Below are 23911 nucleotides of genomic sequence, written 5' to 3'. Positions count from 1 at the left end.
TCCGTTCAGCGCGACCAGATCGGCGGCTTCGGCATCCGCCCTGCCCGGCGCTCCAGCTCCGCGGCGAGCGCGATGACGGTCCACTCGCCGCCGGGCCGGCCGATCAGCTGGACGCACACGGGGTGACCGGAGGCGTCGGTCGTCACCGGAACGACGACGGCGGGGAGTCCTGCGACGTTGACGAAGCTCGAGTACGGGGCGTAGCGCACCTGCTGCGCGAAGTTCTCCTGCGCGTCCTCGGCGTCGAACCAGCCCACCGGACGCGCGGGCAGTGCGAGCGCGGGAGTGAGCACGGCGTCGAACGGCGCGAAGGCGGTGATCGTCTCTCGCTCGAACACCGTCGCGGCGGCGAGCGCGTCGAGCACTTCCTGCCCGGACAGCCGGCGCCCCTCGCGCGCCAGCCACGCCGTGATCGGCTCCACGCGTTCGAGATCGGCATCCGTCAACACCATGCGGGCGGCGCTTGTGCGCCACAGCGTCGTGAACATCGACGCGTACCCCTGCGGCCGCCACGCGAACGCATCCACGTCGTGGCCCTCCGCGAACAGGCCGGTGGCCACCTCGACCGCGCGCGCGGCTTCGGCATCCAGGCGGATGTCCTCGTCCTCGTCCCACGGCGACACCGTCGTGACGCCGATCCGTGTGCGCTGGGCCAGATGCTCCGTGGCATCCCGGAACGGTCCGGTGCCCGGCGCCGCCGTGGCGTACGCGTAGGGACGGCCGGCCACCTGCACGTCCAGCAGCAGCGCGGCGTCGGCCACCGAGCGGGCGATCGGACCCGCCACCGCCAGACCGCCGGGGACGTCGAGCCCTGATGCGAACGGCACGCGTCCACGGGACGGCTTGATCCCGACCACGCCGACCGTCGCGGCCGGGATCCGGATCGACCCGCCGGCGTCCGACCCGGGAGCCAGCGGCAGAAGCCCGGCGGCGACCGCGGCCGCCGCTCCCCCGCTCGATCCCCCGGCGCCGTTGTCCGGGCTCCACGGATCGCGGGTCGGCGGCCCGATCCGGGTCTCGGTGTACCCCGTCATCCCGAACTCCGGAGTGCTCGTCTTGCCGAGGCTGATGCCGCCCGCCTCGTCGAGCACGGCGGCCTGATCGGCGGTCTCCTCCGCGACGAAGTCCGCATGCAGCCGTGAGCCGAACCGCGTCGCGACACCGGCGCGAGCGACCAGGTCCTTGTCGGCAAACGGCAGCCCCCACAGCGCGCCGTCCGGCTCCTGGTCCGTCATCGACCGGGCACGGGCGAGCGCGGCATCCGCAGTGACCTCCATGAAGGCGCCCACGTCGCCGTCCAGCCGCGCGATGCGATCGAGGTAGTGCGCGGAGAGCTCGGCCGGGGAGACCTCCCGCGCCCGCAGCGCCGCCAGCTGTTCGATCGCGGTGAGATCATGCAGTTCGGGCATGGGACGAGCCTACGTAACCGGTCGGGCGTCCCGGGCATCCCCCGATCGGTGGACCCCGAAATCCGCCGCTCCACGGCTTCCGCGGCCTCCGCTCTGCGGTCACGCTGGAACCATGAACGACACTGTGATCCAGGTGCGCGAACTGCGCAAGAGCTACGGCACGATGACCGCCGTCGACGGCATCTCGTTCGACATCCGGCGCGGCGAGACCTTCGCCCTTCTCGGCCCGAACGGCGCCGGAAAGTCCACGACCATCGAGATCCTCGAGGGCTACCGGAACCGGACCTCGGGGGACGTGCGGGTGCTCGGCGTGGATCCGCAGCGCGCCGGGCTGGACTGGAAGGCGCGCCTGGGCATCGTGCTGCAGACGAGCGGGGAAGCCGGGACCGTCACAGTGAGCGAGCTGCTCACCGAGTTCGCCGGCTACTACCCGCATCCTCGCCCGGTCGACGAGGTCATCGCCGCTGTCGGCCTCGAGGCGAAGCAGAAGGTGCGCGTCAGCAGACTGTCGGGCGGCCAGAAGCGCCGTCTCGACGTGGCACTCGGCATCGTCGGCCGACCGGAGCTGCTCTTCCTCGACGAGCCGACCACGGGCTTCGACCCCGAGGCGCGGCGGCAGTTCTGGGAGCTCATCCGCTCGCTCAAGGCGGAGGGCACGAGCATCCTGCTCACCACCCACTACCTCGACGAGGCGGCGCAGCTCGGCGACCGCGCGGCCGTCATCACGGGCGGCCGCATCGCCGCACTGGGCGCCATCGACGAGATCGGCGGTTCCGAAGCGCGGATCCCGGTCGTGCGCTGGACCGACACCACCGGCCTCGCACACGCGCGGCGCACCTCCGAGCCCGGCGCGCTGGTCGCCGCGCTGTTCCGCGACGGGGGCGAACCCTCCGGACTGGAGGTCGTCCGCCCCACGCTCGAGGACATCTACCTCGGCCTGATCCGTGACACCGAGGAACACGACTCCTCAGAAGAGGCGTCCGCCGCCGGCTCTTCCCCCGCGGATCCGCACGTGCACCCGTCGCTCACCGCCGTCTCTGAGGAGGTCTGAACATGACCGCCATCGCCCCCGCGCCGACCGCGTTCGGCCCGACCCGCACCGTCCGGCTGGGACTGCGCCGCATCGGCTTCGAGCTGCGGCAGTACTTCCGGGCGGGTGACCAGGTGTTCTTCACCTTCCTGTTCCCGTCCCTGATGTACGTCGTCTTCGCCACGATCTTCACCGGCGACGTCGGTCAGGGTCCGGATGCCGTGAGCATGGCGACCTATTACCTGCCCGGGCTCATCGCCGGCGGCATCCTCCTCTCCGGCGTCCAGGGCCCCGCGCTGGAGATCGCGACCGAGAAGACCGACGGGACCCTCAAGCGCCTGGGCGGCACGCCGATCTCTCCCGTGACCTACTTCATCGGCAAGGCCGGCGAGGTGTTCGTCACGTGCGTCCTGCAGACCGCTCTGCTGATCGCGGTCGCATCGCTCGTGTACGGCGCACAGCTCCCCACGGATGCCGAGGCCTGGCTCCGCTTCGCCTGGATCTACGTGCTGGGCCTGATCACCTGCACCCTGCTCGGCATCGCGTTGTCCTCCGTGCCGCGATCCGGCAAGACCGCCGGCGCGGTGGTCATCCCTGTCGTGCTGCTGGTCCAGTTCATCTCCGGTGTCTACATCGCCTTCTCGATGCTGCCGGAGTGGCTGCAGAACGCCGCCGGCGTCCTGCCGGTGAAGTGGATCGCACAGGGCATGCGCTCGGTGTTCCTCCCCGACTCGTTCCAGGCCGCCGAGGTGAACGGATCGTGGGAGCTCGGTCTGATCGCCCTCATGCTCGCCGTGTGGCTGGTCGCGGGGTTCGTGCTCAGCCGGATCACGTTCCGCTGGATCCGGCGTGACGGGTGACCCGCGCACGCACCCCGGCGCCGAAGGTGCCAGAGTGGTTCCGATGGATCGGATGCGCAGGGAGCAGCTGGGCTGGGACATCGCCGCCGTCGTGCTGCTGGTGGTGATGGCGGGCATCGCGCTCACGCAGGAGCAGCGGGTCCCCGGCGTGCAGTGGGCGGTGTTCGCGATCGCCGTCGCGATCTTCCTCGTGTACCTGTTCGGTGCGCGGCGCTTCGTGAGCGTCCACGACAGCCCGGAGCCCTCGATCGCGGCGTCGGCCGTCATCCAGTGCGCTCTGATCGGGCTGCTCGCGATCGGCGTGATGCTGCAGCCCAACGTGCTGGTGCTGCAGACCATCGTGCTCCCGCTGATCTGGATGACCTCGCGTTCCCCGCGGCAGGCCGTGGCGGTCACGCTCGTCAACGCCGTCGTCCTCACACTCGCGTACTGGGTGTGGGGCGGCTTCGCACCGGAGGGGCTGCTCGCCGGTGCGCTCACGAGCGGCCTCTCGGCCGCCTTCGCCATCGCGCTCGGACTGTGGATCACCCGGATCGCCGAGTGGGGCGCGGAGCGCCAGCGGCTGCTGGCGGAGCTCACGGCGGCACAGGCCAGCCTCGAGGCCGCCAGCCGCGAAGCCGGAGCGACGGCCGAGCGCGCCCGCCTCGCCCGCGACGTGCACGACACGATCGCGCAGAGTCTCACGAGCATCGTCATGCTCGCCGAGCGCGCGCGCCGCGACGCCTCCCCCGACACCATCGCGCTGATCGAGGATGCCGCGCGCGACGCCCTGCGCGAGGCCCGCGCCCTCGTCGTCGTCGCCTCGTCGGCCACCGACCCGTCGGGCTCGCTGGCCCAGGCGCTGCACCGGCTCGGCGAGCGCTTCGAGCGCGAGACGGGAACCGTCGTCCGCGTGGATGCGTCGGAGTGCACGGTGCCCCGCGACATCCAGGTCGTGCTGCTGCGCTGCGCTCAGGAGGGCCTGGCGAACGTCCGCAAGCACGCCGCGGCGGCCTCGGCATCCCTCGTCCTCGAGATCGGAGCCGATGCCGTGCTCACCGTCCGCGACGACGGACGCGGTCTCGGCGAGGTCCGCATCGAGGACGGCCGCGGCTTCGGGCTGGTGGGCATGCGCGAGCGCGTCGCGCTGGTGGGCGGTGTCCTGGACGTGTCGGATGCCGAGCCGTCCGGCGCCGTCCTCACCGTCCACATCCCGCTCGACTCCTCCTCCGCCGCCGAGGAGGGCGCCGCATGATCCGCGTCCTCGTCGCCGACGACCACCCGATCGTCCGCTCCGGCATCGTGGGGCTGCTCGCCCTGGATGACGGGCTCGACGTGGTGGGGCAGGCGTCCGACGGCGCCGAAGCGGTCGAGCTCGCCACGACCCTGCGCCCGGATGTCGTGCTCATGGACTTGCGGATGCCGGGACTCACGGGCGCCGAGGCCACCGCGCGGATCGCGGAGGCCGCTCCCGAGGTGCGCGTGCTGGTGCTGACCACCTACGAGTCGGACGACGACATCCTCGGGGCCATCGAGGCGGGAGCGAGCGGCTACCTGCTCAAGGCCGCCCCTCAGGAGGAGATCGTCGCCGGCATCCGCGCGGTCGCCGAGGGGCACACGGTCCTCGCGCCGTCGATCGCGGCGACGCTCGTCTCACGCATGCGCCAGGATGCTGCGGTGAAGCCTCAGCTCAGCCCTCGCGAGATACAGGTGCTGCGGCTCGTGGCCGCCGGCCGCAGCAACCCGGAGATCGCGCGCGAGCTGTTCATCGGAGAGGCGACCGTGAAGACGCACCTGCTGCACGTGTTCGAGAAGCTCGGGGTCTCGGACCGCACGCGGGCCGTGACGCTCGCGCTGGAGCTCGGGATCCTGTAGGCGGTCGGTGCGGCGTCTACGCGCGGCGCAGCTGCGCGGCCGCCGGGCAGTCGAAGGGATCGCGCGCCGCCAGGCCCACGCGGTTGAGGTACTCGATGACGATCGCGTAGGACCGGCCGATGCTCGTCTCCGTGTACGGCACGCCGTTCGCCGCACAGTAGTCCCGCACGATGCCGCGTGCCTTCGACAGGTGCAGCCGGGACATGTTCGGGAACAGGTGGTGCTCGACCTGGTGGTTCAGACCGCCCATGAGCCACGTCGCCCACCAGCCGCCGGTGATGTTGCGCGAGGTGCGGACCTGCTTGGAGAAGAAGTCCAGCCGCGCATCCGGCGCGATGATGGGCATGCCCTTGTGGTTCGGCGCGAACGACGCCCCCATGTACACGCCGAAGACAGCGAGCTGGACCCCGAGGAACGCGAAGGCCATGCCCAGCGGCAGCATCAGGAACACCGGCACGATCACCAGCGCCAGCCGCGCGGTGATGATCGACAGCTCGGTCCAGCGCCCCTTGACCGGCTTCCGCGAGAGCAGGTGCCGGTAGCCGAGGTAGTGCAGGTTGATGCCTTCGAGCGTCAGCAGCGGGAAGAACAGCCAGCCCTGCTTGCGCGTGATGAGCCGGACGAGACCCCGGGATGCCGCGGCGTCCGTCTCGAGGAACGAGATCGTGTCGACGTCGATGTCGGGGTCCTTGCCGACCTGGTTGGGGTTGCCGTGGTGGCGGGTGTGCTTGGAATCCCACCACGAGTAGCTCATCCCGACGATGCCGCCCAGCACGCGCGCGAGCCGGAAGTTCGCGGGGCCTGAACTGAGGATCTGCCGGTGGGCGGCCTCGTGCGCGAGGAAGGCAACCTGCGTGAACAGGATGCCGAGAGCCGCCGCGATGAGCAGCTGGAACCAGCTGTCTCCGAGCAGGAGGAAGCCCGCGACGCAGCCGGCGAACGCCAGCAGTAGCGTGGCGCCGACCAGCGAGTAGAAGATCGGTGTGCGCTGGAGCAGCCCCGTCTCGCGTACGACCTGCTGCACGTCGCGATAGGCGCGCGCCATGGGCGGGAACTCCGCAGTGCCGGAATAGGTCTGCCGCACGGGGCCGAGTGTGGAGACGGAGGTGGTCGAGTCGACCTGAGGGAGGGAGATGGTGCTCTCCTGCCGATCGGGAGCCCTTGAGCTGCGGAAGCCAAGGGCGGATGCCGATCGCTTCCCCCAGGCTAACCCGGGCGGTATACGGCGGCAGGCATACGTCCGGTCAGGCGCGGGCGCGACGGAGCCGGCGACGCAGGGTCAGCCGGAGGGGATGCTTCGTGGAACGACCGGCGCCCTCGAGGGCGCGACGCGCGTCGGCAAGGGTCGGGAAGGACCCGACCTCGGTGCCGTGGTTGTCGCGCACCAGGTGGGCGCGGCCGTCGAACTCGACGAAGCCGGCGAACTCGCCGCCGCGCGTCGCGACGTGCACGTCGTCGTCGGCCTGCTTCCAGTTCAGGGGCTCGTGGATGATGCTCATGTGTTACTGCTCTTGCTCTGTGGCGGGCGCGCGCGTGCGCACCTCGCATTTCGGTGCGATCGGAGCGGATGCCGCGCGCGTCGGTGTGCGCGGTCCTTGACGGCCCTGATCGGTGGCGACGTGACGGCCGGTCTGCGGCGGAATCACTCACGTTGCGACTTCAGTCTACCAGGTGGCCGCGGACACGGTCCGGTTCAGTTCGCCGGCGGCTCGCCCGGGCCGCCTTCGCCGCCTCCGGGAGCGCCTCCGCCAGGGCCGCCCTCGCCACCGCCGCCCGCGGAGGGTGCAGCACCGGCAGACGGGGCCGTCGCGGTGTCCACGCGCACTCGGAGCGTCGCGGTGTACCCGCTGGACGCGTCACCCGTGACGGTGGCCAGCTGCAGCGCGGCCGAGTCGTCGCCGAACACGTTGTCACTCGCGAGGGTGACGTCCGCGAGGTTGCCGGACGAGCCGTCGTAGCGGGAGTCCGCGTAGACCGCCGTGCAGGCGTCCTCGGGCAGGGCGATCTGGGAGGTCGCGATCGCGTTGGCCGAGTCGGTGATGGAATCCGCGTCGGGATAGACCTCGAAGTGGATGTGCGGCCAACGGCCCGAGTAGCAGCCGGGGAAGATCGAGGTGAAAGACACCTTCCCGTCAGCATCCGCGACCTGGACGCCACGCAGGTAGGTCACGTCCTCGAGCCCCTCGGAGTACATCGAGTACTCCCCCTGCGCCGTGCAGTGCCACGCGTACACCGCCACGCCGGCGAAGGGCGCGTCGTCGTTCTGCATGTCGAGCACCTCGAGCTCGAAGGTCAGCGGGACGCCGTCGGCGGTGGCCGAGCCGTCGATCGAGGAGCGGATGTCCTGCCGGATGATGCCGGACTCCTCGAGCACGTCGGGGCCGTTGGACCCGTCGCCGGGGTACGGACCCGCCGTCTCGTCCGGGATCTCTCCGTCGGAGGTGGTCGTCTCGTCGACTCCTCCGGAGCCGCCCGTGCTGGACGAACCGTCCGAGGTGCCGCTCGTCGCCGGGGCGCACGCCGCCAGGACGACCGCCCCGACACCGAGACCGGCCAGGCCGAGGACACTGCGCCGGCTGATCAGGGTGCGGATGTCGAACGGGGCTCCCTGATCTACGATCTCCTCATCAGGGTGGTCGAGGAGGCGGCCCTGGTACGTCGGGCCGTCCGGGGTGTCGACGGGTTCGGGGATGCGGCTCATGAACTGCTCCTTTCGCTGAACCGTTGTGGGAACAGGTTCGCGAAGGAGTCGATCAGGAGCCTTTGGTCGGCCTATGCGCCGGTTATGTGTCCGTGTCCGTGTCCGTGACCGGCGGGCGGATCACCAGGACGGCGACGATCACGGCGAGGATCACGGCGGTCAGGGTGACGGGGATCGGCAGCACCGGATCCAGCAGCACGAGCGCCGCACCGACCGGCACGACGGTGTTGACGACCCGGTCCGCGTTCTCGCGGATCGCGATCCACCAGACTCCGAGCAGGAACACCGCGATCGGCACCGTGACGGTGAACGAGGCGGCGATGCCGGGCAGTTCGCTGTGATGGGTCAGCACGTCGATCTCGACTTCGATCCCGGCCGAGAACGCCGCGGCGGCCGCGAACACGAAGTAGTGCGTGTAGCCGTAGCGCAGAGACCGACCGAGCGACGTGATGGCCCGGTGGTGCGGCGGCCAGAAGTAGATCCACCACAGCGCGGCCGTGGCGATGAGCGTGAGCGCCGCGATCGCGATGAGCGGGCCGAGAGACTCGACCTCCTGCAGCGCCTCCACGATCGCGTTGGCGGAGGCGAGCAGGCTCTCGCCCAGCACGATCAGCGTGAACAGGCCGTAGCGCTCGGTGATGTGATGCGGGTGCCACGGCGTCTGGACGCGGTGCTCGGCGAACACCGGGACCATCACCTCGACGAGCGCGAACAGAACGAAGGCGGGGATCTGGAACGACGCGGGGATGAAGAGGAGCGCCACCCACAGCAGCTGCACGACCCCGATTCCGAGGGCGTATCGCCGGGTCGCGCGCTGCAGCGGTCCGGTGGATGCGCGCAGCCACTGCGCGATCATCGCCACCCGCATCACGATGTATCCGAGGACGGGGAACGTGAAGTCGCCGTGCTCGAAGGCCGCGGGAATCCCGGCGGCGAGGATCAACACACCGCCCATCTGCACGAACGTCAGGACGCGGTACAGCCAGTCGTCGGTGTCGAACGACGTCGCGAACCAGGTGAAGTTCATCCACGCCCACCAGATCGCGAAGAAGATCATGGCGTACGAGACGAGCCCGTGGACGAACTCGCCGGCGCTGAGCGCGTGATGCAGTTGCGCCGACGCGATGCTGACGGCGACCACGAAGACGAGGTCGAAGAAGAGCTCGAGCGTGCTCGCCGTGCGATGCGGCTGGTGCGGATCCCGGGGCAGCATGCGCGTGAGCCGGAGTCGGGATGCGGGGTTCGGAGCGGACACGGGATCAGCGTAGGACACGCTCGCTCGCCCGTCGCGGAACCCGTTTCGTCCATTCGGATGAAATATCTTCCGCTGACGGCGACCATCCGCTAGAGTGAGCGCAGTTCGCAGTGCCTGCTGCGTATGGATGCCGCCTGGGAACGGCATCCGGAACTTCGAGACGTGGGGTCTCGGAGTGCAGCAGGATCCCGAGGGGTCGGGAAGCGGACGAACCCGCGAGCACACGCTGGCGGACTGGGGAAACACTGGGGAAATCATGGCGCACTGGGGAATTCTGCGTTCATTCCGTGCTCGGGGAGTCCGGGCATGACGTCCGTCGAGGACGCGGTCGGGCTCACGCGCACGACGCAGGCCTTCGTGCCCGTCGCCGCGCCGCGTGCCGTCAAGACCGCATCGCACACGGTCGTCACGCCGCGGGTGTCGCCGACGCTCGAACGCCGCCAGCTGTGGGAGCGGCGGTATCGAATGCGGCTGCGCCTGACGGATGCCGCGGTCATCGTCACCGCGACATCGCTGACCGCCGCTGAGCAGCTGCTGGTGCTCGGTCTCCCGGTCGACGTCGTCGCCCGCGACGGCGTGCTGCTGATCGCCGTGTGGTTCCTGATGCTGAGCGCGCTGAGCACGCGCGCCGCGGGTGTGTTCGGCTCCGGGGCAGCCGAGTACCGTCGCGTCGCGCATGCCAGCGGGCTGGCGTTCGGGCTGCTCGCGATCATCGGCGTGCTGCTGGAGTGGGCGGGCCTGCGTCCGCTCCTGCTCATCGCGCTGCCGCTGGGGATGCTGGGGCTCATCCTCGCGCGGTGGTTCTGGCGCAAGTGGCTGCTGCGCCGCAGGCACGACGGGCAGTACGCGTCTCGCACGCTCGTGGCGGGCGACGCCGATGACGTCGAGTACGTCATCGACGCGCTCCGCCGCGGCGGGGAGACCGGTTATCACGTCGTCGGGGCGACGCTGTTCGACCGGAACGCGGCCGAGCTCAGCGTCGACGGGGATCGGTACGCCGTGCTGGGCAACGTCAACACGGTCGCGACCGTGGCGACGCAGCTCAGCGCGGACACGATCATCGTGGCGAGCCGTCCGGATGGGGATCCGGACTTCGTCAAGCAGCTGGGCTGGCAGCTGGAGGGCACGGCGGCCGAGCTGGTGCTCTCCAGCCGCCTGACCGACGTCGCCGGCCCCCGGGTCTCGCTGCGGCAGGTGGAGGGCCTGCCGCTGATCCAGGTGAAGATCCCGACGTACGAAGGCGGCCTGCACGTGCTCAAGCGTCTGCTCGACGTCGCCGTCGCCGCGATCGCGCTCGTCCCGATCGCCCTGATGGCGCCGCTTCTGGCGCTCATCATCAAGCTGGACTCCCCCGGGCCGGTGTTCTTCTTCCAGGAGCGGGTCGGGCGGGACGGAAGGACGTTCCGGATGGTGAAGTTCCGGTCGATGCGGACGGATGCCGAGCAGCGGCTTGCGGAACTCAAAGAGCAGAACGAGGGCGCCGGCGTCCTGTTCAAGATGAAGGACGACCCCCGCGTCACTCGAGTGGGCAGGGTGCTGCGCAAGCTCTCGCTCGACGAGCTCCCGCAGTTCTGGAACGTGCTGGTCGGCGACATGAGCGTCGTCGGCCCGCGCCCGCCGCTGCCCAGCGAGGTCACCGCCTACGACGGCACCGTCTACCGGCGGCTGTACATCAAGCCCGGCATCACGGGCCTCTGGCAGGTGTCCGGACGCAGCGATCTGTCGTGGGACGAGAGCGTGCGCCTCGACCTGCGGTACGTGGAGAACTGGTCGGTCATGAACGATCTGCAGATCATGTGGCGCACGGCGAAGGTCATGGCGCGACCGAGCGGAGCATACTGAGCACATGAGGAGTGGGGACACCCTCACCATCGCGATGGTGGGGACTCGCGGGGTACCCGCGGCATACGGAGGGTTCGAGACGGCGGTCGAGGAGGTCGGTCGTCGGCTCGTGGAGCGCGGCCATCGGGTCGTCGTCTACACGCGAGGCTCCGCGCTGCGCGAGAAGGAGTACCTCGGGATGCAGGTCGTGCACCTGCCCGCGGTCCCCGTCAAGCAGGTCGAGACGCTCAGCCACACGGGTCTGTCGGCGCTGCATCTGGCGCTGCGCCGCAAGCCGGACGCGACGTTCGTCTTCAACGCCGCGAATTCCCCGTTCCTGCCTCTGCTGCGTCTACGCGGAGCGCGCGTGGCGCTGCACATGGACGGGCTGGAGTGGCGCCGGTCGAAATGGGGCGCACGGGGCAAGGCCTACTACCGGTGGGCGGAACAGTTCGGAGTGCGCACGGCGGACGCCCTGATCGCGGACGCCCCCGGCATCGCCGACTACTACCGCCACCAGTTCGGAGTGCCGACCGAGCTGATCCGCTACGGAGCGCCGATCCTGGACACGCTGCCCGAGCGCGGCGTCGCGGAGTTGGACCTCATCCCGCATGGCTACCATCTCGTCGTCGCCCGCTTCGAGCCGGAGAACCACGTGCTCGAGATCGTGGAGGGCTACCGTCGCAGCGCCGCGAAGCTGCCGCTCGTGGTGGTGGGTTCCGCGCCGTACAGCGCCGAGTACACCCGCGCCATCGACGCGGCCGCAGACGGCGACGATCGCATCCGCCTCGTCGGAGGTGTCTACGACCAGGAGCTCCTCGACGCTCTCTACGCGCATGCGGCCTCGTATCTGCACGGTCACTCGGTGGGCGGCACCAATCCGTCGCTGCTGCGTGCGATGGGGGCGGGGACCGCAGTGATCGCCTACGACGTGCCGTTCAACCGGGAGGTGCTGGACGATCGGGGCTGGTTCTTCACCGACGCCGACGACGTCGCGGCGCAGCTCGCCGAGGCCGAGGCGGATACCGAGGCGCTCGTCGAGATCGGTGCCGGAGTTCGCGAACGGGCCCGAGAGCAGTTCCGCTGGGACGACGTGGCAGCCGCGTACGAGGCGCTGGCGCGTCGGCTCGCGGACGGCGCCACCATCCATGGATCGGCGCGCCGGGCGAGGCGCCGGGCGGATGAATGGGAGCCGGACGACGTCAGGGCGTCTCTCTCATGACGTCATCACCGCGGCCGACCGTCTTGCTCGCTCATCCGGGCGCGGAGATGTTCGGTTCGGACCGCATGCTCCTCGAAAGCGCGACCGGGTTGGTGGATGCGGGCGCGAGAGTGGTCGTCGCCCTGCCGGAGAGGGGGATGCTCGTCGCATCGCTTCGCGCGATCGGGGCGGAGGTGGTGATCGTCCCGATGCTCGTCCTACGCAAGACCCTGCTGTCGGTCCGGGGGCTGCCTGTCCTGCTGCGCGACCTTCTCCGGGGGTGGGGCGCGGCGTGGCGACTGCTCAGACGCATCCGACCCGACGTGGTGTACGTGTCGACGATCATCGTGCCGCAGTGGCCCCTCGTGTCACGGCTGCTTCGGATCCGAGCCGTCAGCCACGTACACGAAGCCGAGGCGTCAGCGCACCGACTGATCAACGCCGTCCTCTACCTCCCGCATCTGGCCTCGCGGCGCGTTCTGGTGAACAGCCGGTTCAGCCTGGAGACGATTCGCGCCGCACTGCCGCCGCTCGCCCGACGCGCAGAAGTGGTCTACAACGGGGTCGCCTCACCCCAGAGCCCGCCTGAGCCGCGCGAGCTGCTCGACGGGCCCCTGCGCGTCCTCTTCGTCGGACGTCTCTCCCCGCGCAAGGGACCGGACCTCGTCATCGACGCCGCAGCCGCCCTGAAGTCGCGGGGCGAAGACGTCAGGGTGACGCTCCTGGGCGCCGCATTCACGGGATACGAGTGGTTCGAGGACGCCTTGCACGACAAGGCCCGCGTGTCCGGGGTCGACGTACGATTCGCCGGATTCCACGCGGAGATCTGGCCGTTCCTCGCCGACACGGACGTACTCGTCGTGCCCTCCAGGGTGGACGAGCCGTTCGGCAACACCGCTGTCGAGGGCATCCTGGCCCGACGCCCCGTCATCGCAAGTGACAGCAGCGGTCTACGAGAGGCCGCCGGCGGCTACCGCACCGCCTGGCTCACCCCCGCGGGAGATGCCGCAGAGATCGCCGCAGCGTTGGAGCGGATCTCGGCGCGGTGGCCCGAGGTCGCAGACGGCGTCGACGACAGCCGCGCCGCCGCGCTGAAACGGCACTCGCCGACGAGCTATCGCAACGCGGTCCGGAGGATGGTCCTGGATGCGCCAGACGTTTGACGGCCCGGACTTATCGGAGACCACCACCGGAGGCCGAGGCCGTGAACGCGCGCGCGAACATTCCGACGGCGTCCTCGATGGACCGGTACACCACGGAATGCCGCTGCGTCTCACCGATGTGCGCATCGGGGATCGCGATACCGAAACGCGCCGAACGCGTCGTCCATCGTCCGCGATGCACGGGCGGGAGCGTCACACGGCCTCTTCGGGCGTTCATCATCTCGGCGAGTCCCGCCAGCGTGGACGGTCGTTCGGTCTCGCTGAGAGCCTTCGCACTGTGCGCCGCTTCGACCAGCGTGAAGGTTCGCGTGCGAGCCTCGGGCGACCGGACCGCGACCGCGGAGCGTTCGCTCGGCGATGCGGTCAGAATCAGGTCCGCCCGGCCGATGAGATCTGTGTCGAGCCGCCGCACCACGTGCTGCTGCACGAAGCGGGAGCCGTCCGGCAGCGCAGTGATGCGCTGCCGGGTGAAACGGCAGAGCGCGTCTCCCGCGCGAGCGGCGACCCCGGCGCTCTCGACCAGAAGCCCGGGAAGCTCTCGTCCGAGCAGGAAAGCGGCGAACGGGGAACGACAGACGTTGGCCGCGCACACGATCAGCACGGTCCCGTCGACAGATGCAGACACGGCGATCGCTCCGGCTCGGCTAGACTCACGTTAGGGGCAGCCTTCATGATAGTGCTCCTGCGGGGGTGGGGATCATGACAGTCGGCGACTACGCCCGCGCGGTGCTTCGGAGTTGGCTGGTGGTGGTCGTTCTGGCCGTACTCGGCGCGACAGGCGGTTTCGTGCTCGCGAAGCTGACCCCCGAGACGTACAGTTCGACCGGAGCGCTCCTCGTCACCAGCGACCGCGGGGAGAGCACGTCCGAGCTCGTCCAGGGAAGCGCCTACGTCCAGGATCTGGTCGCGACCTACGTCCTCCTGGCGCGATCCGAACTCGTACTCCAGCCGGTCATCGACGAACTCGAGCTCGACACGACTCCGCGCGCTCTCGCTTCGACGATCACTGCGTCGTCTCCGCTCAATTCGGTCGTGATCGAGGTGAGCGCCACGAGCAGGTCGCCGCGCCTCGCGCAGGAGATCACGTCAGCGGTGATGGCGAGCCTTGCGGTTGTCGTCACCAATGACGTCGCACCCTTGGATGCGAACGGCAACCCCACCGTTCGCCTGACCGTCATCGAGAATGCGAACGAACCGCGCTTCGCCGTCTCGCCGAGCACCCGGAACTACGTCCTCATCGGCGGCCTGATCGGACTTGCGCTGGGCATCGCCTTCAGCGTGCTGCGCGCCTTCGCCTGGCAGACGGTCCGCGACCGTGGCGACGTCCAGCGATTGACGACGGTCCCGGTGCTCGGCGAGGTCGTGGAGACGCGGCGCGGAACGACGCTTCCTGCGGCGATCCTGAACAACCCGCTCGGCATCGAGGCGGAGTCCGTCCGCGCCGTCGCCGCGAACCTCAACTTCCTCAAGGTGGACGGCGGCCTCCGATCGATCGTCGTGACATCGGCGGCCTCTGGCGAGGCCAAGAGTTCGCTGGTGATCGCGCTCGGCCTGATGATCGCCGAATCCTCCAAAAGGGTTCTCCTCGTCGACGCCGACCTCCGCAGCCCGTCGCTGGCCGAGTACACCCAACTCGACGGCGGCCTCGGTCTCACCAATGTGCTCATCGGCGAGTCCTCCCTGGCTGAGGCCGCCCAGGATTGGGGTACCGATGGCCTGTCGGTGCTCACCAGCGGCGCGAGCGCTCCGAACCCCAGTCAGCTGCTGACCAGTCAGCGGATGACCGACCTGCTGGCGGAAGCGCGCAAGGAGTTCGACTTCGTTCTCATCGACTGCGCTCCCCTGCTCGCTGTCACCGATGCGACGTGGCTGGGCAATCAGACGGACGGTGCCGTGCTCGCCGTGCTGTACAACAAGACCACCATGCGCGGGCTCGAGAAGGTCCTTCACGCAGCGGAGGTGGGCGGGCTCTCTCTGCTGGGATCCGTGCTGACGCGAGTTCCACGGCGCGGCGTGAGTCGCTACGGTGTGGGCAGCTACGGAACCCAGCCGGCGCAGGACCCGACCGGCCTCACCCAGCGCCTGCGCCGACGCGGGCGCGCCCGGTAGCTGCGATGTCTCTGTCGGTCCTGCCCGGGCTGCAGCCCGATACCCCCCGCAATGAGACGCGGACGCGGCTGGCGCAGGCCGCGGCGCTTGTCGTCACCTTCCTGATCGGGATGCGGATCGACGTGGACTACGGTCTCACGATCGGCGGCGTGGCCGCCGTCGCGCTCGCGCCGGTGTGGTTCGGAACGCTGCTGCGAAGCGCGTGGAGCCGTGCGCTCGTGGCGCTCGCGCTCACGGCAGCGCTGGCGGGCGTGCTGCTGACGACCCTCAATGCCGCCGATCACTCCGCGGTGACGGCGAACCTCATCGAGCGGTCGATCGAAGTCGTCCAGCTCGGCGTCCTCGTGGCTTTCCTGGTATGGGCCTACCGAGTGACCTCAGTGGCACGGGTCTGCGTCGCCTTCGCGTCAGGCCTCGCCGCAGCGATCCCCCTGCATTTCAGCGCAGACCCGAACGTCTGGCGCTTCACGCTCTCGATCCCCCTCGGCGTTCTGGTCCTCGCCATCTGTTCGCTGACCGACCGGCTCATCGTCACGCTCACCGCCGTGGTCGCACTCGCCGCTGTCGGACTCGTCAACGACTCCCGCTCGAACTCAGCCTTCCTGCTTCTGACCGGGGTGGTGATCCTGTGGCAACGTCTCTCCGTCGCCGGCTCCCGCCGAGCACGAGGATGGGGCGGCATACTCTCGCTGCTCGCGGCCGGCCTGGCACTCGCACTGCTCCTGCAGGGTGCCATCCTCGAAGGCTACTTCGGCGAGGTGACCCGCACGCGCACGGCGGAGCAGATCGAACGCGGCGGAAGCGTGATCGTCGGTGGACGCCCCGAGATCGCGGCGAGTCTCGCGCTGATCTCGCGATATCCCTGGGGCCTCGGGTCGGGTCTCCGAGCGAACTATGACGATGTTCTGGCCGCCAAGACGGCGATGTCCGAGATCGGCTACGACCCCGACAACGGCTACGTCGAGCGGTTCATGTTCGGCGCGGGAATCGAACTGCACTCCGTCATCGGAGACCTCTGGATCTGGTTCGGACTCGTGGGCGTCGCGCTCGTCGCCCTCGTGCTCGTGCTGCTCATCCTCGCGACCAAGCGCGGATACGCGGCGGGCGCTCTCACGCCCCTCCTGGTCTATCTCATCCTGCGCGCCCTGTGGGATCTGCCCTTCAGTCCGTTCGATTCCGCGATGCGTCTCTGGCCGCTCACTCTCGCGCTGTCCATCGCCTATGCGACGTGCCGGTTCTCTCGGCCCCGCGCCGATCTGCACGTCCTGATCCCTGTTCTCGCCGCGCAGCCGTACCGGGAGAGCCATCGGTGAATCACGCCACGAAACCGCGGATCGATTGGGTGGATGCCGGGCGAGGCCTGGCGATCGCACTCGTCGTGCTCTTCCACTCCACGAACTGGTTGGGCGAGGCGGGACTCGACGTCGTCGGGTGGCAGGTCTTCGACGACACGATCGCTTCGATCCGGCTCCCTCTCTTCTTCACGATGTCCGGCCTGTTCGCCGTGAAATGGATGCGCGCGAGCTGGCGCGACCTCTGGCGCGCGAAGATCTCGCTCTTCGTATGGGTCTTCGCACTCTGGAGCGTGATCGCGACGTTCTCCTTCATGCTCGGCCTGAATCTCCAGGGCGCAGAGGGGAACTACCTCGGCCAGCTGAAGGACCTTCTCTGGGCACCGTTGCTCCCGCGTTTCGAACTGTGGTTCATCTGGGCGCTGGCGCTGTTCTTCGTGGTGGCGAAGCTCATCCGCCGGCTTCCCGTCGTGGTCCAGCTCGGCGTCACCGGCATCCTCTCCGTCGTCGCGCTCTCCGATCTCCTGATCGGCAACGCCGGGTGGGTCGGCAGCGCGAAGTACTTCTTCTTCTTCCTCTGCGGCATCCTCCTGCGCGATCGGATCATCGGATGGAGCACCAGCGCTCGCCCGCTGACGCTCGTCGTCTGTTTCGTCGCCTGGGTCGTGCTGGCCGTGTCCGGGACCGTATTCGCGCTGAGCGCGGTTCCCGGCTATTACTTCCTCTGCTGCATCGCCGGGGTCTTCGGCGGGGTGGCGGTCAGCCATGTTCTGGCGAAGATTCCCGGTCCGCGGTTTCTGGGCACGCGTACGCTGCCGGTCTATCTGACGCATACGACGGTGATCCTCGTCCTCGTCTGGATCCTGTGGTGGACCCTTCCGCTCGAGGATCTCAGCGGACTCGGAACCGTGCTGCCTCCCGTCATCGCAGCGGCGGCCATCGCGACTTCCCTCTGGATCAGCCGAGTCGTCGCGACCCGGCCCGTCCTGCGTCACCTCTACGAGCAGCCCGCGTGGTTCGCTCGCTGAGATTCACACCGCGACGGCGTCCGACTGCAGATTCGCGCGGCGTCGACGTCGAAGATCGACCCGGACGTAGATCAGATTCGGGACCACCTGGCATACGGCCACCGCGACGCAGACCGCGGCAAGGTTGCCCGCCGCACCCATCGACGGTACGAGCAGCAGCGAGCCGGCCCACACGATCGGGATCATCGCGATCGTCGGCAGGACCTGGAACCGCAGACCGGCGAGATCCGTCATGTACATGCCGACGGGGTACTTGGCGGATTGCAGAGCGACGAACACGACGAACGCGGCGATCAGCATCCATGGCAGCTGCAGCGCACCATCGGAGATGACAGCCGCCAGCCACGGCGAGATCACGGCCATGCCGCCCGCGATCACCAGTCCACCGGCGAGGAACCACACGGTCGGGACCCACGGGGTCTCGATCCGGCCCGATGCTCGGGCGCGGGCGAAGACCGGCCACAGCGCGACACCTGCGGCGGAGACCGTCTGCAAGGCGATGCCGAAGATCTGATAACCGAGGTTGTACGCAGCCAGTTCCGTGACGCCGCCCAGGTGGCTGACCAGGATGCGCCCGGTCTGCATCGCCACGGGCAGGGCCAGAAGCTGTACGAGCATCGGCCAGGCCATGTTGATCACCGGGACCCCTGGCGCCTGGCGGATCCGAGGGAGCTCCCTCACCAGCAGACCGAACTGCGGTGAGATGAGCCGCGCGGCGACCGCGAGGGCGACGCCGGCCACGGCGGTGGACGCGAGGTAGGTCGCGACCGCGAGATACTGATCCGCCGGGATGCCGAAAAGCACGCAGGCTCCGATCATCACGAAGATCAAGGGAGCCGTGATCACCTGCGTGGCGATCTGCGTCGTGTTGCGGCCCAGTCCGATGAGGATTCGCGGTCCCAGCGTCAAGGGCAGCGCCAGTCCGAAGAGCGCCAGGCAGATGCCGGCGACGATGTTCCCGCCGGGAAGAAGGCCTTCCCCGAGGATCAGCGGCCACGCCTCGAGCAGCGTGAGCAGGAATGCGACGGCGACGATCACAGCACCCGCGAGCATCAGCAGTCGAACGGTGCTGACGAGAGTCCGCCGCATCTTCGCATCACGCCGCGGATCATCCGACTCGGCGACGGCGTTGATCACCACGGCGGCGAGTCCGAGATCGGCGAACGGCAGAAGTGTCGGCAGGCTGGCGAGCAGTCCGTACTGGGCATACGCTTCGACCCCGTACCCCTGGATGATGAGACGGCTCGTCACGAGGCCGACGAGACCGGTCAGTCCCATGACGGCGACCTTCACGACGGCCGCTGAGCCGACGTTGCGCCACATGCTCATCCCCCGGTCTCCCCGGTCAGGATCCAGTGCTCGGCATCCGCTCTCCCGTCGCGCGGCGGCAGATCCGCGACGATGTCCGCAGGAGAACGAGTGCTCAGCAGAGCGGTCTGAATCGCCTGAGCGAATTCGCTCGCGTCCGAAGGGTCCTCGATCACCGCGTGCCCGTGCTCCTCAAGCCATCGGGCGAGCCCCGTCTCGGACGTCGTCGCGATGAGGCAGCCCCTGCCGAGCGCCTCGACGATGGGCAGCCCCACCTGTTCCCGCCATCGCGGCCGCGGCTGCGACGCGAACGCGAGCACCTTGGTCTGGGCGAGCAGAGCGAAGATCCGCGCACGAGGGGGATCGATCTCCACCGTGACGGCGTCGTCGCGTGCCGCCAGGTCATGCGCCTCCGTTTCCCCCCCTCCTTTTCCGATCAGCACGAGTCGCGCCCCGGGCACCGCGCTCTTCACCTCCGGCCAGGCGCGGAGCAGCAGCGGGAAACCCTTGCGTTCCGAGAACTCACCCAGGAAGGTCACCGTACGCTCGCGCGGGGTCGAGCCAGCCTGCGCGATATCGGCCACCGGCAGAGCAGGGATGAGCCGCTGATCCGCACGCGAGGCACCGAGAAGCCGGGTGTACAGGTTCTGCGACTGAGATGTCCCGTACGCCACGCGATCGAGCATCGACCACACGCGCCGCACGAACAGGCGTTGCGCCCGCCATTTCATGCGCGTCCGCGACGGCAGCGTCTCGAAGCCGTCCCGAGGGTCCTTGTTCTCGATCGCGTAGGTGACGATCATCGGTCGCGCGCCGCGAAATCCTGCTCGGACGCGCGCGCCCACGATCGCGGCGAACGACCGCGGCGCCGCGCGGACGAGCAGCGGTTCCGCCACCTCGAGCACGTCGATGTGATTTCGCAGCGTGTACCAGAACGCGCCGAGCAGACCGGTGCGGCGGGCCCCGGTCTGCTCGGCGAGGCGGGCATCGAAGTCGTATCGCCGTTCGGAGTAGAGGACCGTCGTCGGAGATCCCGACCGCAGAATGCGCTCGAAATGGGCCGTCCGGGCGACGTCGTACACCTGAACGTGCTGAAGAGGGCGGATCACGAGCCGGTCAGTTCGGGTCGGTGACGGTCACCGAATGGAACGACACCTTCCCCCCGGCGACGTTGTTCGGCACGTACGTGAACAGGGAGACCGCTCCGGGTGCCTGCAGGTCGGCCTGCGCGTTGGTGCCCTCGCGCTGCCATGCCGGCTCGGCCTCGGACTGCTTCCACGCCTTGGCCTTGATGGTTGTCGGGCTGGTGCCGGTGACTTCCATGCTCAGCACATACGGCACACCGGGCTCGATGGTCAGAGGCAGCAGGACCGACGGCGTGATCGAGGTGGCGCCGTCCTGGAGGAGATACATCCTCACACCGCCATCCGCCTGAAGCCGCAGCCGCGCGATGTAGTTGTACGCCCCTGTCCGGCGGCCGACGACAGCGACGTACTGCCCCTCGGTGAGCGCATCGACGCTGAACACGGCGTCCACTCGCGTGCTCGTGCTGGACACGCCGTTCAGGTCCGCATAGACGGTCTGCGCCGTCGCCGCCGGGATGGTCATGGTCCCCGCGCCGTCCGCGACCGCGAATCGGCTCGCCGTGCCGCGCAGGGTCCAGGCCCCGCCGACATCCGCGGTACCCCATCCGTTGGACACCGTGCGATCGAAGTCGTCGCTCGCGAGCAGCCCCGCGCCGATCTCCGCCACGACCACCTCGTGGGTGTCCGTCCCGGTCGCACCTTCGTCATCCGTGACGGTCAGTGTGATGGTGTACGTGCCTTCGGAGGCGTAGTCGTGCGTCGCCGAAGCTCCGGAAGCTGTCCCGCCATCGCCGAAGTCCCAGGCATACGACGCGATCGAGCCGTCCGGGTCGTTCGACGCGGAGCCGTTGACGGTGACCGACAATCCGTCAACAACCGGTGATCCGATGTCGGCGATCGGCGCCTGATTGGGCACCGGGGCCACGGTGACCTCCGTGGTCTTGCTGCCGGTCGCGCCCTCGTCATCGGTGACGGTCAGCGTGATCGTGTACGTGCCGGCCGTGTCGTAGGTGTTGGTCGCGGTCGCTCCCGTAGCCGTCGTGCCGTCGCCGAAGTCCCAGGCGTAGGACGCGATGGTGCCGTCCGGGTCGGAACCGCTGCCGGTCACGGACACCTCGAGCCCGTTGACGACAGGAGCGGCGATCGACGCCGTCGGCGGGGCGTTCGGGATCGTCGCGGTGGTGCCGACCGTGTAGTGGGATGCGACCCGCTGCGGGGACAGCGCCCCGGAGTAGACCGCGACCTCGTCCACGGTGCCTTCGAACTGTGCGCTCGACGGCGCACTCGGCCAGCCGCTGAGGGTGTCGTTGCCCACCCGCCAGTATCCGTCATAGGCCTGGCCGTACGTGGTGTCGGCTCGCTGTGCGGCGAGCTCCCCATCGACGTACAGACGCATCCCGTCAGCGCCGAGCGTGGCGACGACGTGGTGCCAGTCGCCGTCGCGGTAGGTCTCCGTGGTGTTGATCGTCCGCACTTCGCCTGGATAGACGCCGAAGTACAGCTGCCCGGAGTTGTTCATGTAGACGTGGCGATCGTAGGAGCTCGAGGAACCGGTCTGGGCGCTGCCGAAGCCGATGATCTTCCCGCCACTGCTCGTGGTGGTCTTGAACCATGCCTCGACGGAGAAGGAGTTGGGTCCCGTCTCTCGCGTCGAGGAGTACCCGTTCCCGTTGTTCTGGCTCGCGAAGACGCTGTTGTTGAACGTGATCGCCGTGTTCGGATCATCCGTCAGCGCGCCGCTCTGGCCTCGGGACATCCGTCCCGCGAGGTTCAGGTTCGACGTGCCGAAGACGTCGGTCGACGCGCCGCTCGACTCTCCGAGCCGCCACAGGTGCGTGACGCTGTCGCTCGCGATGTCCTGGACGTACGGCGACACGGCGCCTTCGGAAACCGTGGCATTGACCCAGTCCGACTTGAAGCTGTTGCCATACGGGTCGCTCACCACCACACGCATGCGGTGAGTGGACCCTGGTTCGAGTCCGCTCGCGACCGCCGAGAGGGTCTGGTACTGCCAGAAGGGCGTGTCGAGTTCGATCTCCTTCACAAGTCCCGAGGCGTTCTCGGTGTCGAGATAGACGCGGTAGGTCAGGTCAGCGTCATCCCGATCGAAGACGGTGGTGAACGAGGCCCGCAGCGTCCCGGGGATCGTATTGCTGACCTTCGGCGCCCACCACGTGCTGAAGGACTGCCCTGCGTCGTGGGCCTGGCGCTCCTGCTCCTGCGACGGTCGTGGCCCCTCGTCGTTGGGCGCATTCGACTTGACGGTGTATCGCACCAGTCCCTGCTGCGCCGTCCCGTTCACCGAGGTGAACTCGCCGCCATACACGACGTACTGCTGGTTGCCGTCCACGGTCCACACCGCCTGGTTCTTCCCCGTGTACGACCCGGCGGGAGTGTACGGGAACCAGTACAGCAACTGCGGGTGAGCAGTGCCGGGGTGATCCGGGTACCCGTAGGTGTCCGGAGTGTTCACTCCTGCCGCGACTTTGCTCCACGCGGTGGAGTGGTAATACGTCCACCCGCTGTCCACCTGCGGGAATCCACCCGAGTTGGCGCAGTAATGCTTATGCGAGGCGGTGTACACCATTTCACCGACGGATGCGATGTCGTAGGTGTCGCCGTGGCAGTCGTCGATCCAGCCGATCTCGCCATCGGACCAGTCGATAGCGAAGGAGCCCTCGATCGTCCCTGCGCTGCCCCAGTGCCCACCCGTGCCGTAGGCATAGGTGCCGTCCGATGTGAGGGAGAACAGCCAGGCGTTGCCGCCCGCGTTGCGTACGGCCGTGTTGGCGTTGATCGGGATCGCCCGCGAGCCATCCGCGGTGTCGAACATGGCGAGACCGTAACCCTGGGAGTTCCCGTCACGACCGTTCGATGTCGTGTAGGCGACGGTCCCCGCTCCATTGGCGAAGCCGGCGCGGGTGAAGTTGCCGCCGGCGATCAGCCGCGTCCCGTCGCCGTTGACGGTCAGGGCGAGGACCTGGTTGTCGGGGATGGTGGGCTGACGCGTGCCGTTCGTGTCCGTGAACCGCGTCCGGAACCCGGTGACGATGTTGCCGTTGGTCAGCCGGACGGCGCCGAGCCGTGCGCTGGATTCACCGTTGACGGCGCTGAAGTAGCCGCCGACGTAGGCGACCGTGTCCGTGACCGCGACGACCCCGGCCGGACCGTTCAGATCGGGCGTCCTCGAGAGGCTCGCGAGCTGCCCGGTGGCAAGATCGAAGATCGCGATCCGGTTGCGGGTCTGGCCGTTCACCTGGGTGAAGTTGCCGACGACGACGAGCTTCGAGCCGTCCGGTGTGACGGCGACGTCCTTGACGACGGCATTGAAGGTCGGAGCGAAGGGCAGCAGTTCCCCGGTCGTGACGTCGAACGCGAGGAAGTTGCCCCGCGAGACCTGACCGGTGCCCGCCGGTGCGCCTGCGGGACGCGCTGTGCTGAACTCTCCGCCCGCATACGCCACATTTCCCGACACCTCGACGCTCCAGATCACGCCGTCGCCGATCTGCACCGTCGGCAGAGCATCGGCCGAGACCGGTTCCGGCCACTCCTCGCGTGGGAGCTGATCCTCCCAGGGCGCGGCGTTCGCGGCGGTGACGGGGACGAGCGCGAGCATCGCCCCGACAAGCGCGGCAGCGATCACGGCTGCCAGCGGTTTCCGAACTGACGTACTCGTGCGCATGGACGTTCCCCAACTCCCATGAGGCCGTCGAACGGCCTGTCCCCAGTAAAGTGCCGCCTGTTTCCCCGACAGGTCGACTTATTGACTCTAGAACTCCGAGCCTGCGAAGTAAA

General features: G+C 68.8%; 19 protein-coding genes. 10 read left to right on the top strand and 9 right to left on the bottom strand.

Annotated elements, in window-relative coordinates:
* Positions 1-5: 5 nt before the first annotated feature.
* Positions 6-1409, bottom strand: a complete 1404-nt coding sequence (locus tag AC3RXZ_RS13985; RefSeq protein WP_491494397.1) for an amidase — start codon at positions 1407-1409, stop codon at positions 6-8.
* Between the two features lie 112 nt (positions 1410-1521).
* Here AC3RXZ_RS13985 and AC3RXZ_RS13980 point away from each other — a divergent pair, with 112 nt between their 5' ends.
* Genes AC3RXZ_RS13980 through AC3RXZ_RS13965 form a run of 4 tightly spaced genes read left to right on the top strand, consistent with a single transcriptional unit; the run spans position 1522 to position 5153 of the window.
* On the top strand, positions 1522-2460 hold the full coding sequence (locus AC3RXZ_RS13980; RefSeq protein WP_491494396.1) for an ABC transporter ATP-binding protein: 939 nt from the start codon (positions 1522-1524) through the stop codon (positions 2458-2460).
* Positions 2461-2462: 2 nt separating this feature from the next.
* A complete protein-coding gene (locus tag AC3RXZ_RS13975; RefSeq protein WP_491494395.1) occupies positions 2463-3299 on the top strand; it encodes an ABC transporter permease in 837 nt (278 codons plus the stop codon).
* A gap of 43 nt (positions 3300-3342) precedes the next feature.
* On the top strand, positions 3343-4533 hold the full coding sequence (locus AC3RXZ_RS13970) for a sensor histidine kinase (RefSeq protein ID WP_491494394.1): 1191 nt from the start codon (positions 3343-3345) through the stop codon (positions 4531-4533).
* On the top strand, positions 4530-5153 hold the full coding sequence (locus tag AC3RXZ_RS13965) for a response regulator (protein ID WP_491494393.1): 624 nt from the start codon (positions 4530-4532) through the stop codon (positions 5151-5153). The genes AC3RXZ_RS13970 and AC3RXZ_RS13965 overlap by 4 nt, the downstream gene beginning before the upstream one ends.
* Positions 5154-5169: 16 nt before the next feature.
* Here the strand turns inward: AC3RXZ_RS13965 and AC3RXZ_RS13960 are convergent, their stop codons facing one another.
* From AC3RXZ_RS13960 to AC3RXZ_RS13945, 4 genes are all read right to left on the bottom strand, one after another.
* A complete protein-coding gene (locus AC3RXZ_RS13960; RefSeq protein ID WP_491494573.1) occupies positions 5170-6288 on the bottom strand; it encodes a fatty acid desaturase family protein in 1119 nt (372 codons plus the stop codon).
* A gap of 109 nt (positions 6289-6397) precedes the next feature.
* A complete protein-coding gene (locus AC3RXZ_RS13955) occupies positions 6398-6652 on the bottom strand; it encodes a hypothetical protein (protein WP_243231847.1) in 255 nt (84 codons plus the stop codon).
* A 194-nt stretch (positions 6653-6846) separates the two neighbouring features.
* Positions 6847-7854: an intradiol ring-cleavage dioxygenase gene (locus AC3RXZ_RS13950; protein ID WP_491494392.1), complete on the bottom strand. Its 1008-nt coding sequence runs from the start codon at positions 7852-7854 to the stop codon at positions 6847-6849.
* Positions 7855-7936: 82 nt separating this feature from the next.
* Positions 7937-9067 carry a low temperature requirement protein A gene (locus AC3RXZ_RS13945; RefSeq protein WP_491494572.1) on the bottom strand — a complete coding sequence of 377 codons (1131 nt, stop codon included), beginning with the start codon at positions 9065-9067 and terminating at the stop codon, positions 7937-7939.
* 348 nt (positions 9068-9415) lie between these two features.
* Here AC3RXZ_RS13945 and AC3RXZ_RS13940 point away from each other — a divergent pair, with 348 nt between their 5' ends.
* From AC3RXZ_RS13940 to AC3RXZ_RS13930, 3 genes are all read left to right on the top strand, one after another.
* The gene (locus AC3RXZ_RS13940; RefSeq protein ID WP_491494391.1) at positions 9416-10951 is read left to right on the top strand and encodes a sugar transferase; all 1536 of its coding nucleotides are present in this window, start codon (positions 9416-9418) and stop codon (positions 10949-10951) included.
* 4 nt (positions 10952-10955) lie between these two features.
* Positions 10956-12152, top strand: coding sequence for a DUF1972 domain-containing protein (locus tag AC3RXZ_RS13935; protein WP_491494390.1), 1197 nt, complete (start codon positions 10956-10958; stop codon positions 12150-12152).
* Positions 12153-12217: 65 nt separating this feature from the next.
* Positions 12218-13294 carry a glycosyltransferase family 4 protein gene (locus AC3RXZ_RS13930; protein ID WP_243231854.1) on the top strand — a complete coding sequence of 359 codons (1077 nt, stop codon included), beginning with the start codon at positions 12218-12220 and terminating at the stop codon, positions 13292-13294.
* A gap of 10 nt (positions 13295-13304) precedes the next feature.
* On the opposite strand, the gene AC3RXZ_RS13925 is transcribed toward AC3RXZ_RS13930, so the two are convergent.
* The gene (locus tag AC3RXZ_RS13925; RefSeq protein ID WP_243231855.1) at positions 13305-13919 is read right to left on the bottom strand and encodes an arsenate reductase/protein-tyrosine-phosphatase family protein; all 615 of its coding nucleotides are present in this window, start codon (positions 13917-13919) and stop codon (positions 13305-13307) included.
* Positions 13920-13993: 74 nt separating this feature from the next.
* Between AC3RXZ_RS13925 and AC3RXZ_RS13920 the strand changes: the two genes are divergently transcribed.
* Genes AC3RXZ_RS13920 through AC3RXZ_RS13910 form a run of 3 tightly spaced genes read left to right on the top strand, consistent with a single transcriptional unit; the run spans position 13994 to position 17723 of the window.
* Positions 13994-15403 carry a tyrosine-protein kinase domain-containing protein gene (locus AC3RXZ_RS13920; protein WP_243231856.1) on the top strand — a complete coding sequence of 470 codons (1410 nt, stop codon included), beginning with the start codon at positions 13994-13996 and terminating at the stop codon, positions 15401-15403.
* Between the two features lie 5 nt (positions 15404-15408).
* Positions 15409-16716, top strand: coding sequence for a hypothetical protein (locus AC3RXZ_RS13915; protein ID WP_243231857.1), 1308 nt, complete (start codon positions 15409-15411; stop codon positions 16714-16716).
* 29 nt (positions 16717-16745) lie between these two features.
* Positions 16746-17723, top strand: coding sequence for an acyltransferase family protein (locus AC3RXZ_RS13910; protein ID WP_243231858.1), 978 nt, complete (start codon positions 16746-16748; stop codon positions 17721-17723).
* A 3-nt stretch (positions 17724-17726) separates the two neighbouring features.
* Here the strand turns inward: AC3RXZ_RS13910 and AC3RXZ_RS13905 are convergent, their stop codons facing one another.
* Genes AC3RXZ_RS13905 through AC3RXZ_RS13895 form a run of 3 tightly spaced genes read right to left on the bottom strand, consistent with a single transcriptional unit; the run spans position 17727 to position 23759 of the window.
* Complete coding sequence (locus tag AC3RXZ_RS13905) at positions 17727-19052, bottom strand: MATE family efflux transporter (RefSeq protein WP_491494389.1); 1326 nt, start codon at positions 19050-19052, stop codon at positions 17727-17729.
* The gene (locus tag AC3RXZ_RS13900; RefSeq protein ID WP_243231863.1) at positions 19049-20140 is read right to left on the bottom strand and encodes a glycosyltransferase; all 1092 of its coding nucleotides are present in this window, start codon (positions 20138-20140) and stop codon (positions 19049-19051) included. The genes AC3RXZ_RS13905 and AC3RXZ_RS13900 overlap by 4 nt, the downstream gene beginning before the upstream one ends.
* 7 nt (positions 20141-20147) lie before the next feature.
* Positions 20148-23759, bottom strand: a complete 3612-nt coding sequence (locus tag AC3RXZ_RS13895) for a PKD domain-containing protein (RefSeq protein WP_491494388.1) — start codon at positions 23757-23759, stop codon at positions 20148-20150.
* Positions 23760-23911 lie beyond the last annotated feature (152 nt).

It is taken from the genome of Microbacterium cucumeris, from assembly GCF_058349845.2.
This window is presented reverse-complemented; position numbering and strand designations above follow the sequence as displayed.